The following is a 17,598-nucleotide window of genomic DNA, read 5'->3' as shown; positions in this document are numbered from 1 at the left end:
ACCCCCGGGGGACCCGCGATGACGTCGTTCCGTGGCATGGCCGCCGCCGCCCTGTCGGGCGGAGCCGGGGCGGGCGTGCTCGCCGCGCTCTGGCACGAGGAGGTCCGCTTCCAGCGGTCCTGCGAGTCCGACTCGTTCGGCGCCTGCCTCAGCTTCGCCCTTCCCGTCCTGTTCTGCGGGCCGGTGGTCCTCACCGCGATCGTGTGGCTCCTGCTGCGGGCGACGCGGGTCGGGCGGCCGCTTCCGGCGGCCCTGCTCGGCGCGGCGGCCTCGGGCGGCGGGGCATTGGTCACCCAGGCGGTCCGGCCGTTCTCCGGACCGATGCCGGTGTGGCTGGCGGTGCTGCTCGCCGTGGTCGGGTTCGCCGCCGGCGTCGCGGCCATGGCGGCCTCCCACCCGGTCGTCCGGGCGGGACTGGCCCTGACGCTGCTCCTGCCGTGGGCGGCCGCGCCCGCGCTGCGGGAGCCGGGCAGGCGGTACGCCCTTCGCGACGGTTTCGCCCAGGTCGGGCTGCCACTCGTCGTGCCGCAGGTGGAGGGCTACCGGGTGGCCAACGCCCGTGCCTTCGTCGAGCGCCGCGTCCTCTCCGTACGCCTCGAGCGGGGAGAAGACTCGATATCGGTCCGCGTGGTGCCGCTGCCAGCGGACTTCGCCCCGCCAGCGCGTTGTGGGCCGGCCATGGCGGACATCTCCGTAACCGACGACGACCACGGGACGCCCCCGCCGCAGCCGTGCCGGGCGGCGGGCCACGACCACTGGGTCCGTGCCGGGCAGGGCGAGGAGGTGCACCTTGTCCGCCGCGGCGGGGCGATCGTGTTCCTGCGGTCCGGGCCGGACACCCCGTCGGCCGACGCGGCGGCAGCGGCAGCCAACCTGACCGAGGTGACCCCCGAGCGGCTGGCGGAGCTAGCTGCCCGCTGACCCGGTCCCCGTCTGCATGCCCTGCCCGCGCATGAGCGGCGTGAATTGGCAGAATGATGGGATGAGCGGGATCGACTGGGAGCGGCTGCGGGCCGCCGCCACCGAGGTGATGCGGCACGCGTACGTGCCCTACTCGAAGTACCCGGTCGGCGCCGCCGCCCTAGTCGACGACGGCCGCATCGTGGTCGGCTGCAACGTGGAGAACGCCGCGTACGGGGTGGTGCTCTGCGCCGAGTGCGGCGTGGTCTCGTCGCTGCACGCCACGGGCGGCGGCCGGATCGTCGCGCTGTCCTGCGTCGACGCGACCGGCGAGCCGCTGATGCCGTGCGGCAGGTGCCGGCAGTTGCTCTGGGAGCAGGGCGGCCCCCGGTGCCTCGTCGAGGCCAAGGGGGGCCCGCTGACGATGGCGGAGCTGCTGCCGCACGCCTTCGACGTGACCGACCTGGAGGCGGTGACCGGCGAGCGGCCCGTGCCGGTGGTGCCCGACCGGCTGGCCGCCTGGCGGGGCCGGGGCACCGTCTTCGTGCACGCCGACCTCTCGGCGGGGCAGCAGGTCTGGACGGCCTACTGGGAGCGGTCGGCCGGGGACACCGAGGGCGCCGAGACCGGCGTGCTGGAGGAGGGGCCGAGCTGGGGCGACCCCGCCGAGGCCGTCGCCTGGGGCCTCGCCCGCACCCCGCGCGTCGTGGTCGTCGACGCGAGCGGGACCATCTTCTGGGCCGGCGAGGGGGAGCCACCGACGGAGATCCCCGTCCGCTGGGGCTGAGCCCGGCCCGTTGTGGTCGTCCGCCGCGGATCGGCGTGCGGTGGGACGGTCGTCCGAGAACTGTGAGGAAGTCTTGTGAGTGCGTTCACGGCGGTTGACGTCATCCGGGCCAAGCGGGACGGGGGCGTGCTGACGGACGCCCAGATCGACTGGGTGGTCGACGCGTACACCCGGGGGCTGGTCGCCGACGAGCAGATGTCGGCGCTGGCCATGGCGATCCTGCTGCGGGGGATGAGCGCGCCGGAGATCGCCCGGTGGACCGCCGCGATGATCGCCAGCGGGGAGCGGCTGGACCTGTCGACCGTCGCGCGGCCGACCGTCGACAAGCACTCCACCGGCGGCGTCGGTGACAAGATCACCCTGCCGCTCACCCCGCTGGTCGCGGCGTGCGGCGGCGCGGTGCCGCAGCTCTCCGGGCGGGGCCTCGGCCACACCGGCGGCACCCTGGACAAGCTGGAGTCGATCCCCGGCTGGCGGGCCGCGCTGACCAACGACGAGTTCCTCCGCCAGCTCGGCGAGGTGGGCGCGGTGATCTGCGCGGCCGGCGAGGCCCTGGCCCCGGCCGACCGCAAGCTGTACGCGCTGCGCGACGTCACCGGCACCGTCGAGGCGATCCCGCTGATCGCCAGCTCCATCATGAGCAAGAAGATCGCCGAGGGCACCGGCGCGCTGGTGCTGGACGTGAAGGTCGGCTCCGGCGCGTTCATGAAGTCCACGGAAGACGCCCGCGAGCTGGCCCGGACGATGGTCGAGCTGGGCGGCACGCACGGCGTGCGGACCGTTGCCCTGCTCACCGACATGTCCACCCCGCTCGGGCTGGCCGTGGGCAACGCGGTCGAGGTGACCGAGTCGGTCGAGGTGCTGGCCGGCGGCGGCCCCGCCGACGTGGTGGAGCTGACCCTCGCCCTGGCCCGGGAGATGCTCGACGCGGCCGGGCTGCCCGACGCCGACCCGGAGGCGGCGCTGCGCGACGGCCGGGCGATGGACGCCTGGCGGACGATGATCCGCGCCCAGGGCGGCGACCCGGACGCCCCGCTGCCCACCGCGCACGAGGTCGAGGTGGTCCACGCCGACGCGGACGGCTTCGTCGCCTCGATCGACGCGTACGCGATCGGGGTGGCCGCCTGGCGGCTCGGCGCCGGCCGCGCCCGCAAGGAGGACCCGGTGAGCTTCCCGGCCGGGGTGGTGCTGCGCAAGCGCCCCGGCGACCCGGTGCGGGCCGGCGAGCCGCTGTTCGAGCTGCGCGCCGAGCACGCCGGCCGGATTCCGGCGGCGCGGGACGAGGCGGCCGGCGCGGTCCGGATCTCCCCGTCCGCGCCGGCGGCGAAGCCGCTGGTCATCGAGCGGATCGGCTGACCCGGCGGCCGTGCGCGTTCCCGCCCCCGACCCGCGAGAGGTCCGTGAGGCCAGCCTGGAGGAGCTGTCCCGGCTGGGGTTGCCCCTTCCCCCGGGCCAGTTTCCCCTGGTGTGGGAGCCGGGCGACGAGATCGAGCTGCGGCCGACGCCCGAGATCGAGGCGCGGATCGCCGTGCTGCACGTGGTCCTGGCCCGGTGCTTCGGCATGCCGGCGGAGGCCGCGATGGGCTGGCTGCTCGGCTCGCACCTGGTCGACATGGTCACCCCGCCCGAGTGGGAGTTCGTGATGGGGGGCCGGGGCGACCACCGCTCGTTCGTGCTGCACCACGACGCGCTGTTCTCGCTGACCTGGGTGCTCGGCCTGACCAAGCAGCTCGACCCGACGCTGCCGGTCGACGAGCGGCTGGTGGAGCGGCTGCCGGACGTCGCGGGCGGGGAGACGTTCGGGCAGTGGCGCGCCCGCCTCCTCACCGCGCCGCAGCACCCGGCCGACGCGGCGGCCCTGCTCGACCTGCACTACTGCCTCGACTGGGCGTACCTGGAGGTGGAGCGGGCCGGCGGGCCGGCGCCCGGCGTGGTGGACGCGAACGCGATCGGGCAGCGCCGGTGGGCGCTGGAGTGGGCGGTGGTCCTGCGCGGGCCGTACCACGACGAGCCGCCGGGCTGGGAAGAGGTCGACCTCTCCACCTGAGCCGGTCAGCGGGGGCGGTGCACGCCGAGCCGCACCGCGAGGGTCACCGGCACCGGCTCGGGCAGCGCGGCGATCCGGGCGGCGAGGGCGGCCGGGTCGGTGTGCCAGGCGCTGGGGCCCATCCCGACCAGGGTGGACACCTCGGGCCCGGTCAGCTCCAGCCGGGCCCGCAGCACGGTCGCGGAGACCTCGGCGAAGTGGTCGGCCAGGCTGCCGGCGACCCGGTCGGCCTTGTCCGGGTCGACGCGGAGCAGGCCGAGCGCGCCGACCAGCTCGGCCAGGTGGTCCGCCGCCGGGGTGACCACCAGCAGCGCGCCGTCCGGGCGCAGCACCCGGCGGAACTCCGCGCCGTTGCGCGGGGCGAAGACGTCGAGCAGCACCGCGACGCTGGCGTCGGCGAGCGGGAGCCGCCGCCAGGTGTCGGCCAGCGCCGCCGCGGCGCGCGGGTGGGCCTTGGCCGCCCGGCGCAGCGCCGGCTTGGAGACGTCGAGGGCCAGGCCCATGGCGTGGGGCAGCGCCGCCAGCACCGCGGCGAGGTGCCGGCCGGTCCCCGCCCCGGCATCCACCACCAGCGGGTACGCCGCCTCCCCGGCCGCCGTCGCCGGGCCCGGCGGGCGGCCGGCCGCCTCCGCCGCGTGCAGCGCGTCGGTCGCGGCGTCGGCCAGCGCGGCCGAGACGACGTCGTAGTGGCCGGCGGCCAGGAAGTCGGCGCGGGCGGCCACCATCTCGGCGGTGTCCCCGGAGTGCGGGGCCCGGCCGGCGAGCAGGTCGACGTAGCCCTGACGGGCCAGGTCGAAGCTGTGCCGGCGTGGGCAGCGCAGCGCCCGGGCCGTCCCGGCGGTGGCCTCGGCGAGCGGCTCGGCGCAGACCGGGCAGCGGAGCCGGTCGACGATGCGCGGGTCCATGTCAGGCGTCCAGGTAGGTCAGCACCGCTCGTACCGGCGGTGGTCGTCGTCGCGCTCGCGCAGGTCGAGCTTGGCGAAGATCGAGTTGTACGGGGATCGGACCGGCGGGCCCGGCACCCGGCTGCGCTGGTGGTCCAGCAGCATCCGGGTGCCGGAGAGGGTGCGGTCGAGCAGGGGCAGGCCGACGCCGAGGAGGCTGAGCCCGGCGGTGACCAGGTTGGCCAGGAAGGACACGAGACCCATCCAGGCCAGCCCCGCCGCGACAGCCGACTGGCTCAGCTCGCGCCATGCCCGCCGCACCCTGCTCATCAGACCATTGTCTCAGCCGGCACGACGGCCTCCGACGGCGCGGGGACCGGGCCGGTCTTCGGCACGGCCCCTGAGCGGGAGCGGGTACGGGCCGGCCAGAAGGCCGCCCGGCCGGTGAGCGCGGCCAGCGCCGGCACCAGCAGCCAGGAGAGTCCGAACGTGGCGATCAGCACGCCGACCGCGACGGCGAGCCCGACCTGGGCCATCGTCGGCGACGCCACGAGCACCCCGAAGCTGCCGGCGAGGATGACTCCGGCCGCGGCGACCGCCGGGCCGGCCCGGCGTACCGCCTCCGCGGCGGCCTGGCGGGGGGTCCGCCCGGCGCGTAGCTCCTCCCGGAGCCGGGCGACCACCAGGATGTTGTAGTCGGTCCCGATCGCGGTGACGAAGAGGAACACGACCAGCGGCAGTTGGAAGTTGAGCCCGGACTGCCCGCCGAGCACCTGGAAGACCAGCACGCTGGTGCCGAGGGTGGCGGCGAAGCCGAGCGCCACCGCCGCGAGCAGGCCGATCGAGACGAGCAGGCCGCGCAGCATCAGCAGCAGGAGCAACCCGATCAGTCCGGCGGCCACCGGGAAGACCAGCCGGAGATCCTCGTCGAGCACGGTCTGGATGTCGGCGTACGTGGCGGTCTCCCCGCCGACGTACACCCGGGTGCCGGGCGGCGCGGCGGCGTGCGCGGTCGGGCGTAGTTGGCCCTTCACCGCGTCCATGGCCCGCTGCGAGTACGGCGCCTCGGCGAGCAGGAGCTGCACCTGGGCCACGCCTCCCTCGACCTCGACCCCGCCGGGGGCTGCCACGATGGGCACCTCGGCGAGCCGTTCGGCGAACCGTTCGGCGGCGACCCGGTCCACCCCGGGCCCGGTGAGGTAGACGACGGTCGGGGAGAGCGTCCCGGCCGGTAGCCCCGAGCGGAGCCAGTCCAGGGCCTCAGCCGACTCGGAGCCGGGCGGCAGTCTGTCGATCTCGTAGCTCGACCGGTGGTGCAGCGTGCCGAGACCGAGCAGCCCGAGGACGGCGACCGTGGCCACCGCGACCAGGGCGGGCCGGCGAGCGATCAGGCGGGCGGCCCGGGCCGCAGGGCCGGTCGCCCCGGCGTCGTCGGTGCGGCCGGCGCTCGGGTCGACCAGCTTCGCCGGCCAGTAGGCCCGCCGGCCGAGCAGCGAGTAGACCGCCGGGAAGAGGGTCAGCGCGGCGGCCACCATGAGCAGGACGGCCACGGCCAGGGCCGGTCCGAGCACCTGGAAGGAGCCGATCCGGGAGAGCAGCAGGGCGCCGAACGCCACCGCCACCACCAGCGCGGACACGGTGACCGCCCCGCCGATCCGGCTGACCGCGTGGACCATCGCCGCACGGCGGTCGTCGCCGGCCCGAAGCCGTTCGCGGTAACGGAAGAGCAGGAAGACGGCGTAGTCGGTGCCGATGCCGAGCAGCACGACCGGGAGCAGGTTCTTCGTGGAGCTGTCCAGTTCGTACCCGAAGACCTCGCCGCCCAGGGTGAGCAGGCTGGTGGCGACCTGCGAGACCATCAGCACCAGGAGCAGGTTGAGCAGCGCGATCGCCGGACTGCGGAAGACGACCAGCAGCAGGACCAGGATCACCAGCATCATCCCGCCGTGGACGATCAGGTCGAGCAGGGAGCCGTCGGCTGCGCCGGCGGCCTCGCCGGTCCAGCCGGCGACCAGGCCGGTGCCCGCCAGCGCGTCGTCGGTGGCGTCCCGCAGCCGGCCGACCGCATCGATGCTCTCCTCCGCATCGGCCTCGCCGGCCAGGCGCGCCTCGGCCAGGCGTAGCCGCCCGTCGGGGGCGACCGCGCCGGGCGTCACCGAGGTGACACCGGCGACCTGGAGCTGCTGCGGCAGCCCGTCGATCCGGGCCTGGTCGGCGGAGGTCAGCGGGGCGCCGTCGGCCCGGCGGACGACCAGCACCGCGCTGCTGCCGTCCGGGTCGGGAAAGGCCCGGGACCCGATCTCGGCAGCCTTCACGGACTCGTACCGGTCGGGCAGGAAATCGGCCTGGCTGTCGGTGGACCGTGACCCCTCCGGCTCGTAGACGGCGAAGGTGGCGGCGGTCAGCGCGGCGAGGACGAGCAGCCAGGCGGCGATCACCCGTCCCGGGCGTCTGACCACTGCCGTGGCCAATGTGGTGAACACGTGCGGTACTCCCTGCGTCGACTTGTGTTGCCGTCGACGCTAGGCGGGGGGACGGGGCACTTCGATGGTGCACGCACGCCGGTTCGGGGTGGTGGTGCCTGCACCACTATCGGTCGTGCAGACCCCCGGGCCGCGCCGCCCGGACGGGCGGGGCCGACTAGGGTCGGTGCATGGTCGCGACAATCCGTTACGAGGACATCGTCAAGGTCCCGAAGGCGCTGCTGCACGATCACCTCGACGGCGGCCTGCGGCCGGCGACGATCGTCGAGCTGGCCGCCGAGGTCGGCCACGAGCTGCCCACGACCGATCCGGAGGCGCTGGGCCGCTGGTTCGTCGAGTCGGCGGACTCCGGCTCCCTGGTGCGTTACCTGGAGACCTTCGCGCACACCGTGGCGGTCATGCAGACCGCGCCGGCGCTGCGCCGCGTCGCCCGGGAGTGCGCATGGGACCTGGCCACCGACGGCGTGGTCTACGCCGAGGTGCGGTTCGCCCCCGAGCAGCACCTGGAGCGGAACCTCACGCTGGACGAGGCGGTCGAGGCGGTCGTCGCCGGGTTCACCGAGGGCGCGGCGCTCGCCGCCGAGGCGGGGCACCCGATCCGGGTCGGCACCCTGCTCACCGCGATGCGGCACGCCGCCCGCTCGCAGGAGATCGCCGAGCTGGCCGTGCGGCACCGCGACGCCGGGGTGGTCGGCTTCGACATCGCCGGCGCGGAGGCGGGCTTCCCACCCACCCGCCACCTGGACGCCTTCGAATACCTCCAGCGGGAGAACTTCCACTTCACCATCCACGCCGGCGAGGCGTTCGGGTTGCCGTCGATCTGGCAGGCCATCCAGTGGTGCGGCGCGGACCGGCTCGGCCACGGGGTGCGGATCGTCGACGACATCACCCGTGGCGGCGACGGGCCGACGCTGGGCCGGCTGTCCGCGTACGTGCGGGACAAGCGCATCCCGCTGGAGCTGTGCCCGTCGTCGAACGTGCAGACGGGCGCGGCGCCGTCGATCGCCGAGCACCCGATCGGGCTGCTGCGCGACCTGCGCTTCCGGGTGACCGTGAACACCGACAACCGGCTGATGAGCGGCACCTCGGTGTCCCGGGAGATGGCGCTGCTGGTGGAGGCCTTCGGCTACGGCTGGAAGGAGTTGCAGTGGTTCACCATCAACGCGATGAAGAGCGCCTTCATCCCCTTCGACGAGCGACTCGCCATCATCGACGAGGTGATCAAGCCGGCGTACGCGAAGCTGCTGGACTGATCAGGAGGGGCGGGGATGGGCGGCGAGCAGGTCGGCCACCCCGCGCAGCACCTCGCGGGCCGGGGCGGGCCGGGCACCGAGCCCGATCTGACGGCGCAGCACCGCCGGCTCGGCGCGCAGCAGGGCCAGCCCCCGGCGCAGCAGCACCCGGGGGGCCTTCCGCTGCTCGGCCAGGTCGCGGCTGAGTCGCCGTAGGAAGGTCGCCCCGCGCGGCCGGCGCAGCGCGTACGCCCCGGCGAGCACCCCATGCTGCCGGCATTCCTCGACTATCTCGGCGGCAAAGATCCCTTCTGCCACGAAAAGCGGTGATTCGGTAACCTTGAATGGTCGACTTGCCACTCGCCGGTCCGCGCCGATCGCATAAACCGGCACTTCGGCCTTTCCGTCCCGCGCCAGCCGAGCAATCGTTTCCACCGCCGCCGCCGCGTCCCAGGACTGCGGCGAGTCCCAGTCCACATGGCCGTTCCGGCGTGGCAAAGTGGGGTCGTCACCGTCCTTGTAGAAGTCGTCCAGGCAAAGGACCGGAAGGCCGGTTCGTCGCGCAATGTACGACTTTCCGGAACCGGAGGCCCCGGCCAGCAGGATGACACGGTGCGGATGGTCCATTACGGTCGGTTACTCCGGCTGGTCGAATCACAAGCAATTTGCATCACCATCTCATCACACCGCTCGCAAGGGTCAACCTGGGCTTTCTCTTTGAGGGGGCGGCGTGGTGGAATCTCGGAGGTCCGACCCACCGGGTCGGTCGCTGGGCGTTGCCTGGGGCAACGCGAGGACGCTGTGATCGCGAGGGCGGTGACGTGAGCAAACGGCCAAGGACGGCGGGCTCCTTCCTGTCGCGACTGCGTCGGCCGACCGGCCGGCTCCGCGACATGCCGATCTGGTCGAAGCTCGGTCTCATCATGATCGTGCCGACCATCGCCACGGTCGTCGTCGGCACGAGCGGCCTCGTCGACAACCTGGACACGCTGAACAGCGCCAACCGCTCCGAGGACCTGGCCAACCTGATGAGCCGCTCGGGCGAGCTGGTCAACAGCCTCCAGAACGAGCGCACCTCGGCGGTGCTGCTGCTGGGGGCCAACGGCGGCCAGGCCAAGGCGCAGTACCAGGAGGCGTACAACCGGGTCAACGGCCAGGTCGACCGGGACAAGGGCCCGTACCTGCGGCAGCGGGGCGAGATCGACGGCCTGCCGAGCAGCCTGGACGGCCTGCTCGACGGGATCGACCAGAGCCTCAAGGATCTGCCCGGCACCCGCAGCCAGGTCTCCAACGGCAAGCTGAAGATCATCGACGCGATGCAGGCGTACGAGGGGTTGATCAACGACCTGCTCGCCATCCGCGACTCGGCCACCCAGCTCGCCGGTGACAACGACCTGAGCGACCGGATGCGGGCCGCGACCGCCGTGGCCCGGGAGAAGGAATACCTCTCGGTCCGCCGGGTCGTGGTGCACCGGGCGCTGATCCAGCGGGAGCTGACCCCGATCCTGCGCACCGACTACATCGCCAGCGGCACCGGTCAGCAGCAGGCCCTCCAGAGCTTCAAGGCGGTGGCCAGCCAGGCCGAGGCCGACCTGCACGACCAGACCGTCGCCGGCGGCGACCGCCGGGAGGCGCAGAACTACACCGGCTGGCTCGACGGCAATATCAGCGGCAGCATGGCCGAGGCGCCGTTCGGGCCGGACCAGTGGGACGCGGCCATGGTCGCCAACGCCAAGCTGATCCGTACCGTCGAGGCGAAGCTGGACCGCGACGTGGTCCGGCAGGCCGACGGGCTCCGCTCCGACGTGCAGCGCACGGTGTTCCTCCAGACCGGCCTGCTGCTCGGCATGCTGCTCCTGGCGATCCTCTTCGCGTACCTGGTCGCCCGGTCGATGGCCCGCTCGCTGCGCGAACTGCGCGAGGGCGCGCTCAACATCGCCGAGTTCGGGCTGCCGCACGCGGTCGAGCGGCTGCGCGACCCGCAGCTCTCCGGCCAGCTCTCCCCGGTGCAGTTGGCCAACCAGATCGCCGAGCCGCTGCCGGTCCGCAGCAAGGACGAGTTCGGCCAGGTGACCGAGGCGTTCAACGCGGTCCACCTGGAGGCCGTGCGGACCGCCGCCGAGCAGGCGGCCCTGCGCGCCTCCGTCGCGACCATGTTCGTCAACCTGGCCCGCCGCTCCCAGATCCTGGTCGACCGGCTCATCGGCCACCTCGACCGGCTGGAGCGCGGCGAGGAGGACCCGGACCGGCTGGCCGAGCTGTTCCAGCTCGACCACCTGGCCACCCGGATGCGCCGCAACGACGAGAACCTGCTGGTGCTCGCCGGTGCCGACTCCACCCGTGTGCAGCGCCAGCCGGCGGCGCTCATCGACGTGCTGCGGGCCGCGCAGTCCGAGGTCGAGCACTACACCCGCATCGAGTTCGGGGTGATCGACCGGGACATCGAGGTCGCCGCGCACGCGGTCAACGACATGGTCCACCTGGTCGCCGAGCTGTTCGACAACGCCACCGCGTTCTCCCCGCCGGACTCGCAGGTGATGGTGGAGGCCCGCCGGATCGGCGACAGCGCCTCCCTGTACGTCGAGGACCGGGGCATCGGCATCAGCGCCGAGCAGTTGCACGAGCTGAACGAGCGCCTCGCCACGCCGCCGCAGGTGGACGTCGCCGTGTCCCGGATGATGGGCCTGGTCGTGGTCGCCCGGCTGGCGTCCCGGCACGGCGTCAAGGTCGAGCTGCGGCCCGGCGTCGACCGGGGGACCGTCGCCGACGTCACGCTGCCCACCAACGTGCTGGTGCCCCGGGCGCTCGCGGGCCGGACCCAGCAGCCCCCCGCGCTGCCGTCCCCGCCGCCGCAGACCGGCGGCGCACCCGCCGCCGCTCCGCAGGCAGGCGGCCCGCCGGCCTACTCCGCCCCGCAGGCCGGTGGCGGCCCGCAGCCGGGCGGCGCGGTCCCGGCCCTGGGCGCCTTCGCGGCCTTCAACAACAAGGGCCCGTCGACCTCCCCGCCACCGCCTCGGCCGGGCCAGTCCGGCAACCAGGTCACCCTCGGCGGCAGGACGTTCGATCCCGCCCCCCGCAACGGCCACGGCACGCCCGCCGCGGGCGGGGCCGTCCGGTCGCTGCCGGCCTGGTCCGACCCGACCGGGGCCGGCGGTGCCGGCGACCGCTTCGCCCCGCACACCCCCGGCGGCCCGTCGACCGACCCGCTGCCGCAGCGGCGCTCGGCGGGCGACGACGACCCGGTCGGCGGCGGCCAGCGGCCCACCATCCCCCGGCAGCTCCCCAGCAGCCCGGAGACCCGGGGCTGGGCCGCGCCGCCGGTCTCGGGCGTCCCGGTCTCGGGTCAGCCGATCTCGGGCGCGCCGGTGTCCGGTCAGCCGATCTCCGGTGTGCCGGTGTCCGGTCAGCCGATCTCGGGTGTGCCGGTGTCGGGCCAGCCGGTCTCGGGCGTCCCGGTCTCGGGCGTGCCGGTTTCCGGTCAGCCGTACCCGGCCACGCCCGTGCCCGGTCAGCCTTACTCCGGTCAGCCGTACCCGGCCGCGCCCGGGCCCGGTCAGTCCTACTCCGGCCAGCCGTACGCGGCGCCGCTGCCCGGCCGGCCGTCGCCGTCGGTCGAGGGGGCCGGGGCCCCGCCGGCCTGGCCGCCGGTGGCCGCGTCCGAGCGGGAGCCGGCCGCCCCGCCGGTGCCGGAGCGCCTCGCTGCCGCCCTGGACATGACCACGGAGCTGCCGCGGATGCCGCGCGCCGACGCGCCGGGCACGCCGGCCCCGTCGGTACCGGCCCGGCCCACGCTGCCGCCGGCCCCGCCCGTGCCGGCCCGGCCCACGCTGCCGCCGGCGCAGGGCCAACAGCAGCGGTACGCGGACGAGACGATGGAGCTGCCGATCTTCCGGGAGCTAGAGTCGGCCTGGTTCCGCACCCGTCGGTCGGGCCCGGAGGAGACGGCGGACCCCGCCCGACCCGACGCGCCGACGAACCGGGTCGGGAGCCCGGCCAGCGCCGCCGCGACCCAGCGGTTCTCCGCGGTGGACGCGACCGGCCGGGCCGTCCAGAGACCAGCACCCGGAACGACAGGTAACGCACCCATGGCAGACACCCCGATGGCCGGAGGAGCGCGCGGAGACAACGGCTCGGCGGTCGACGCCGGCCTCCGCCCCGGCTCCGCCGACGGCGGGTTCCCCGGCCGGCGGGCCGGGTCGCCGGGCCCCGGCTGGCAGACCGCGGCCGACGACGGGTGGCGCGCCGCCTCGGCGGCCACCGAGGTCCCCGTGGCCGAGACCACCCGCAAGGGCCTGCCCAAGCGGGTGCCGATGGCCCAGCTCGTGCCGGGCGCGGTGGAGAAGCCCGCCGCCTCGTCCCAGCGACGTACGCCGGAGGGCGTCCGCGGCCTGCTTTCGGCCTACCATCGAGGCGTGCAGCGCGGGCGTACCCAGCCCGACGGCAACCCGACCAACCCGGAGGCAGCTCCGGGTCGGCAGCAGTCCTCGCAGTCTGGCTCAGGCCCGATGGCCGGGAGCAGGCAGAAGGAGCAACAAGGATGACAACTACGCAGGATCTCGGTTGGCTGCTGGCCAACTTCGCCGACCGGGTGCCCGGTGTCGCGCATGCGGTCGCCGTCTCCGCGGACGGCCTGCTCCTCGCGTCGTCACGAGACCTTCCGCGTGACCGGGCCGACCAGCTCGCCGCCATCGCGTCCGGGCTGGTCAGCCTGACCCAGGGAGCGGCGCGCTGCTTCGAGGGCGGCGCGGTGCTGCAGACGGTGGTCGAGATGGACAACGGCTTCCTGTTCCTGATGTCCATCTCGGACGGTTCCTCCTTCGCGGTGCTCGCCGCGCGGAGCTGCGACGTCGGGCAGGTCGGGTACGAGATGGCCCTCCTGGTCGACCGGGTGGGCGACGCGTTGACCCCGCAGCCGCGTGCGGCTGTGGGGATGATGGGCTGACCCGCGCCTCGACCGGTGGGTCAGGCAGGGGAGCAAGGACGACGACGGGCCCCGACGGGCCCGGCCGGTGGTGGGGACGAAGGAGGTGAGCGGCGACATGGTCGATCGTGACGAGCCGACCGGAGCGTTGGTCCGTCCGTACGCCGTGACCCGCGGTCGTACCCGCCCCCGGCTGGACATCGCGCTGGAGGCGCTCGTCGAGACGACGGTGCGCGGCCGAGCCGCTGCCAGTGGCAACGGCGGCGAGGGCCGCGAGCACCAGTACATCGCCGCGCTGTGTGACGGACGCGTGCAGTCGCTCGCCGAGATCGCGGCGCGGATGCAGCTTCCGCTCGGCGTGGCTAGGGTGCTCATCGCCGACATGGCGACAGACGGCCTGGTTGCGGTCCACGAGCCGACCATCCTGGACGACTCCGACGACGCGGTGGGCACTGAACTGCTGGAGAGGGTGCTGAGTGGACTTCGCAGGCTCTGACATGTCGCACCGCCCGCCCGCGTCGAGCGGCCGGGTGACGTCGGCGAAGATCGTAATCGCCGGAGGGTTCGGCGTCGGCAAGACGACGTTGGTCGGCTCGGTCTCGGAGATCACGCCGCTGACCACCGAGGCCATCATGACCTCCGCCGGCGTGGGCGTCGACGACACCCGGCAGGTGCCGGGCAAGTCCACGACCACGGTGGCGATGGACTTCGGCCGGATCTCGATCGACCGGGACCTGATCCTGTACCTGTTCGGCACCCCCGGGCAGACCCGGTTCTGGTTCATGTGGGACGAGTTGGTCCGGGGCGCCATCGGCGCGGTGGTCCTGGTCGACACCCGGCGGCTGGCCGACTGCTTCGCGGCGATCGACTTCTTCGAGCACCGGCGGCTGCCGTACCTGGTGGCCATCAACTGCTTCGACGGGATGCAGTACCACGACCCGCAGGACGTCCGGGACGCGCTCGCGGTCTCGCCGGAGGTGCCGGTGGTGGCCTGCGACGCCCGGAACCGGGAGTCGACCAAGCACGTGCTGATCTCGCTGGTCGAGTACGTGCTCACCATGCGCCGCTCGCGCGCCGTCGCCCCGGCCTGAGCTACACCGAACGCGCCCGGTGACCGGCACACCGCCGGGTCGCCGGGCGCGTTCGGCTGCTCCGCGCGTACCCCGAAAAAAGCGAACCGCCCCTGGCGGGCCTCAGGCGGCCCGGGGGGCGGTGCGGTCGGGGCGGCGCAGGCGCCACCCCGACGCGGTGCTCAGGAGCGGTAGCCGGCGGACCGGTACTCGTACTCCCGGTCGTCGTCGCGGTCCCCGGTGTCCCGGGTGAAGTCCCAGCCGCCGGCGGCCTCCCGGCCCGGCCGACCGCCCACCGCGAACCCGCCGATCTCCTGCCCGCGACGCCAGCCGCGGAAGTAGCCGGTCGTGTTCTCCGCGAGGCTGGCCGCGTCGCGGACGATGCGCAGGGGACGCTCCTCGCGGAGCGGCGACCCCGGCACCAGGTTGGCCTGGGGCACCCGCTTGGGCAGCCCGGCCTTCGTCTCGGCGCCCACCGCCGGGCGGGCGGCCTGCTCGGCGGCCTGCCAGCCGGTGTCGGCGGTGGACGACCAGTTGAGCTCGGCCTCGTCGTCGTGGCCGACGAACCAGGCCGACTTGGCCTGAGCGAAGATCAGCAGGTCGCCGTCGCCCTCGTCGGAGATCGGCGGGGTGCGCCGCTCCATGGGCGCGGCGCGCGGCGGCTGCGCCGGGGCGGGCCGGTGCTCTGCGACCGGGCGGTGCTCCGGGGCCTGGCGGTGCTCCGGGGCCTGGCGGTGCTCCGCGACCGGGCGGTGTTCCTGGGCCTGGCGGTGCTCCGGGGCCGGCCGCTGGTCCAGCGGGGGCCGCTGCTCCATCGCGGGCTGCTCGGCGTGCTGCGGGCGGGGCTCCGGGGCGCGCCGGTCGGCGCGGGCGGCCTCGCCGCGGTCGACCAGGCGCAGCGGCGGGGCGTCCAGGCGCGGGTCGCCGGACGGGGCCGTAGCCGGCCCGTCCCGCAGCGCCCGGTCGGCCAGCGGCGGCGGCTCGACCAGCCGCAGCATCGGCGGCTCCTGCGGCAGGTCGTCGGCGAGCCACGGCGGGGTGATCCGGCCGCCGGCCGGCACCACCTCGGTCGGCGCGTCGATCTGCCGCTTGCCCCGCTCCTCGAACGGCCGGACCACCGGGTTGTCGGCGGCGCTGTCGGACGGGTCCTCGGGGTTGTTCACCAGCGGCCAGTTCGCCCGGGAGCCCGGGGGAGGGGACTCCTGCCCGGGGCGCGGGGTCGGCACCGGGACGCTCAGGTCGGTGGCGCTGAAGCCGCCCGTGGGCGGGGCGGAGTCGCCCGTCGTCTTGGGCCGGGGCGGGATGACCGTGCGCTGCCGCTCCGCCCGCGCCTGCTGGATCGCGGCCGTGGTCAGCGTGGGCCGGAACGGCTCGCCCGCCTCGGCCGGCGGCACGCCGCCGCGCTCCCGCTGGGACGGTGCGAACGGGGTCATCCCCGGCGGCGGGGGCGGCGGTGCGGAGACCGGCCGGTTGGTCGGGCCGTCCACAGTGCGGCGCGGCTCGCCGGCCGACGGCGGAGCGGAGGTCGGCGGGGCAGCCGAGGCGGCCGGGGCGACCGGGCGCGGCGCCACCGGCGGCGGCGTGACGGGCTCCGGCGCGACCGGCGGCGCGTTGAGGGGGCGGGGCTGCGGGGGCAGGCCGCCGCCGGAGACGGGCTCCGGGCGGCTGCGGCGACCGACCGGCTCCGGCTCGGTGGGCCGCAGCGGGCGCAGGCCCCCGCCGGGCAGCTCGGCGGGCGGGGAGTCCCGACGGTCGGCGGACCGCCGGCCGGGCGTCGCGGCCGGGGTGGTGACCCGGGCGCCGAGCGCGCTGACGAGGGCCTCACAGCCCGCGTCGCAGGCCCGCACCGAGGCGACCGCCTGGCGGACCGTCTCCGCCACGGCGGAGGTGAGCGCCCGGCTGACCGCCGCGCGGCGGGGGGTCTCCGAGATGGCGACCCGCAGCGCGGTCACCGCGTCGTTGATCCGGTCCGCGTCGGCGACTCCGTCGGCCGCGAGGTGGGCGGCGATGGCGTCCGCCGCCACCGACACCTCCCGGCCCCGGGCGATCGTCCCGCCCAACATGCCGGGCTCGGGCAGGGCGTCCAGCACCGCCAGGGCGACCGGCTCGGCCGGGTCCGGGTACGCGCGCAGCGCGGCCGGATAGAGCTCCCGCAGCACCTCGCGCAGCGCCACGGCGGCGGAGTGCCGGCCGCTGGCGAGCGCGGCGTGCGCCGCGAGCACCTGCTTGTAGCCGGCGAGGTCCCGGGGGGCCGGCAGGGTGACCGCCGAGAGCGCGCCGGCCTGGAGGGCCCGGGCCAGCCCGACGGCCCGCCGCTCGGCCGGCGGCGACTGCATCTCCTCCAGCGAGTCGTCGTCGGCGAACCGCTCGGCGAAGTCGTCCACCGAGTCGTCGTCGGCGATCGCCAGTGGACGGCCGGCGGCGCTCAGCAGCGAGGTGACCGTGTGGTCGTCGCTGTCGGCGGCGATGGCGGCTCCGCTCGGCCCGCCCGACCGCTCCACGAGCAGCGCGACCAGGTCGGCGTAGCCGGCCGGGTCGTCGCCGATCTCGCAGACATGCAGCAGCCGGCCCGCGTCGTCGACCACAGCGGACGTCAGCGTCGAACCGGCCGAGGCCGGTCGGTCGGCCGAATCCGCCGAGGCCAGACCGCAGTACACGCGCACGAGCGCCACGGCGTCGTCCTCCTCCCGGGACTGAGGTCTTTCTCTGCCAAGGTCTGATGCTCCCTGGAACGCGTCAGTCGCGCCAGTCCACGACCGCAGAGATCTTCCCGACAATGGTGCGCCAACCCAGACTCGCCGTCTGCGCGCCGATCTTCCTCAGCCGCCGGCGGCCGAGGAAGCCGCCGATGCCGCCGTTGGCCGTGGCACGCAGCGCCTCGTCGAGGTCGTCCAGGCTGGAGCCGGAGGAGAGCATGTCCAGCACCGCCGGCAGACGCAGCGCGTAGGCGATGTCGCGGGCCACCTCGCCCGCCTCGATGAGGAGGGTGGAGTCCCAGGTGTCGTGGCCGCCGCGCAGGTTCTCCACGACCAGGTCCAGCTCGTAGATGTCCTCGTCGAGCGGGGCGATGTCGGCCGGTTCGACCCGTTCGGACAGTTCGCTCCAGCCGTCGAGCTGGGACATGTCGTTGGGCGCACCGGAACGGACGAAGGCGACCAGGGACTCCGGCGTCTTGAACAGCAGGAGCTTGCCCCGGTGGCTGAGGAAGAGGGGCACCTCCTCGTCGCCGGCCTCGTCCTCGGCGTCCTCGGCGTCCTCGTCGGAGCCCTCGGCC

The 17,598-nt window shown here is 74.9% G+C and carries 15 protein-coding genes; 9 read left to right on the top strand and 6 right to left on the bottom strand.

Annotated elements, in window-relative coordinates:
• The first annotated feature begins 18 nt into the window (after nucleotides 1-18).
• The 4 genes from LPU43_RS09345 (at nucleotide 19) to LPU43_RS09330 (ending at nucleotide 3,734) form a co-directional block, all read left to right on the top strand.
• Entirely contained in the window at nucleotides 19-921 is a 903-nt protein-coding gene (locus LPU43_RS09345; protein WP_229399841.1) for a hypothetical protein, read from the top strand.
• Between the two features lie 61 nt (nucleotides 922-982).
• Complete coding sequence (locus LPU43_RS09340; protein WP_229399840.1) at nucleotides 983-1,687, top strand: cytidine deaminase; 705 nt, start codon at nucleotides 983-985, stop codon at nucleotides 1,685-1,687.
• Between the two features lie 75 nt (nucleotides 1,688-1,762).
• Nucleotides 1,763-3,043, top strand: a complete 1,281-nt coding sequence (locus tag LPU43_RS09335; RefSeq protein ID WP_229399839.1) for a thymidine phosphorylase — start codon at nucleotides 1,763-1,765, stop codon at nucleotides 3,041-3,043.
• A 10-nt stretch (nucleotides 3,044-3,053) separates the two neighbouring features.
• Nucleotides 3,054-3,734, top strand: a complete 681-nt coding sequence (locus LPU43_RS09330) for a DUF4272 domain-containing protein (protein ID WP_229399838.1) — start codon at nucleotides 3,054-3,056, stop codon at nucleotides 3,732-3,734.
• Nucleotides 3,735-3,739: 5 nt separating this feature from the next.
• Here the strand turns inward: LPU43_RS09330 and LPU43_RS09325 are convergent, their stop codons facing one another.
• Genes LPU43_RS09325 through LPU43_RS09315 form a run of 3 tightly spaced genes read right to left on the bottom strand, consistent with a single transcriptional unit; the run spans nucleotide 3,740 to nucleotide 7,101 of the window.
• Complete coding sequence (locus LPU43_RS09325) at nucleotides 3,740-4,639, bottom strand: putative RNA methyltransferase (RefSeq protein WP_229399837.1); 900 nt, start codon at nucleotides 4,637-4,639, stop codon at nucleotides 3,740-3,742.
• A gap of 18 nt (nucleotides 4,640-4,657) precedes the next feature.
• The gene (locus tag LPU43_RS09320) at nucleotides 4,658-4,948 is read right to left on the bottom strand and encodes a hypothetical protein (protein ID WP_229399836.1); all 291 of its coding nucleotides are present in this window, start codon (nucleotides 4,946-4,948) and stop codon (nucleotides 4,658-4,660) included.
• Nucleotides 4,948-7,101 carry an MMPL family transporter gene (locus LPU43_RS09315; RefSeq protein WP_229399835.1) on the bottom strand — a complete coding sequence of 718 codons (2,154 nt, stop codon included), beginning with the start codon at nucleotides 7,099-7,101 and terminating at the stop codon, nucleotides 4,948-4,950. Before LPU43_RS09315 ends, LPU43_RS09320 begins: the two co-directional genes overlap by 1 nt.
• Before the next feature lie 170 nt (nucleotides 7,102-7,271).
• On the opposite strand from LPU43_RS09315, the gene LPU43_RS09310 reads away from it, so the two are divergent.
• Nucleotides 7,272-8,354 (top strand): adenosine deaminase, encoded by a 1,083-nt coding sequence (locus tag LPU43_RS09310; protein WP_229399834.1) that lies wholly within the window; start codon nucleotides 7,272-7,274, stop codon nucleotides 8,352-8,354.
• Here LPU43_RS09310 and LPU43_RS28895 read toward each other — a convergent pair whose 3' ends face one another.
• On the bottom strand, nucleotides 8,355-8,960 hold the full coding sequence (locus tag LPU43_RS28895) for a uridine kinase family protein (protein WP_373321673.1): 606 nt from the start codon (nucleotides 8,958-8,960) through the stop codon (nucleotides 8,355-8,357).
• Between the two features lie 194 nt (nucleotides 8,961-9,154).
• On the opposite strand from LPU43_RS28895, the gene LPU43_RS09300 reads away from it, so the two are divergent.
• From LPU43_RS09300 to LPU43_RS09285, 4 genes are all read left to right on the top strand, one after another.
• The gene (locus LPU43_RS09300; protein ID WP_229399832.1) at nucleotides 9,155-12,874 is read left to right on the top strand and encodes a nitrate- and nitrite sensing domain-containing protein; all 3,720 of its coding nucleotides are present in this window, start codon (nucleotides 9,155-9,157) and stop codon (nucleotides 12,872-12,874) included.
• Nucleotides 12,871-13,275, top strand: coding sequence for a roadblock/LC7 domain-containing protein (locus LPU43_RS09295; protein ID WP_117671056.1), 405 nt, complete (start codon nucleotides 12,871-12,873; stop codon nucleotides 13,273-13,275). Before LPU43_RS09300 ends, LPU43_RS09295 begins: the two co-directional genes overlap by 4 nt.
• A gap of 97 nt (nucleotides 13,276-13,372) precedes the next feature.
• Nucleotides 13,373-13,750, top strand: a complete 378-nt coding sequence (locus LPU43_RS09290) for a DUF742 domain-containing protein (RefSeq protein WP_229399905.1) — start codon at nucleotides 13,373-13,375, stop codon at nucleotides 13,748-13,750.
• A gap of 1 nt (nucleotide 13,751) precedes the next feature.
• Nucleotides 13,752-14,345 (top strand): GTP-binding protein, encoded by a 594-nt coding sequence (locus LPU43_RS09285; RefSeq protein ID WP_229399831.1) that lies wholly within the window; start codon nucleotides 13,752-13,754, stop codon nucleotides 14,343-14,345.
• A gap of 161 nt (nucleotides 14,346-14,506) precedes the next feature.
• Here LPU43_RS09285 and LPU43_RS09280 read toward each other — a convergent pair whose 3' ends face one another.
• Nucleotides 14,507-16,996: a serine/threonine-protein kinase gene (locus tag LPU43_RS09280; RefSeq protein ID WP_229399830.1), complete on the bottom strand. Its 2,490-nt coding sequence runs from the start codon at nucleotides 16,994-16,996 to the stop codon at nucleotides 14,507-14,509.
• Nucleotides 16,997-17,060: 64 nt separating this feature from the next.
• The coding region (locus tag LPU43_RS09275) for a SatS C-terminal domain-containing protein (protein ID WP_505845355.1) at nucleotides 17,061-17,598 on the bottom strand (538 nt) is incomplete at its 5' end.

It is taken from the genome of Micromonospora okii (genome assembly GCF_020884795.1).
In the GTDB taxonomy this organism is placed as follows: Bacteria; Actinomycetota; Actinomycetes; order Mycobacteriales; family Micromonosporaceae; genus Micromonospora; species Micromonospora okii.
Note: the sequence above shows the minus strand (reverse complement) of the source record. Positions and strands in the feature narration are given on the sequence as shown.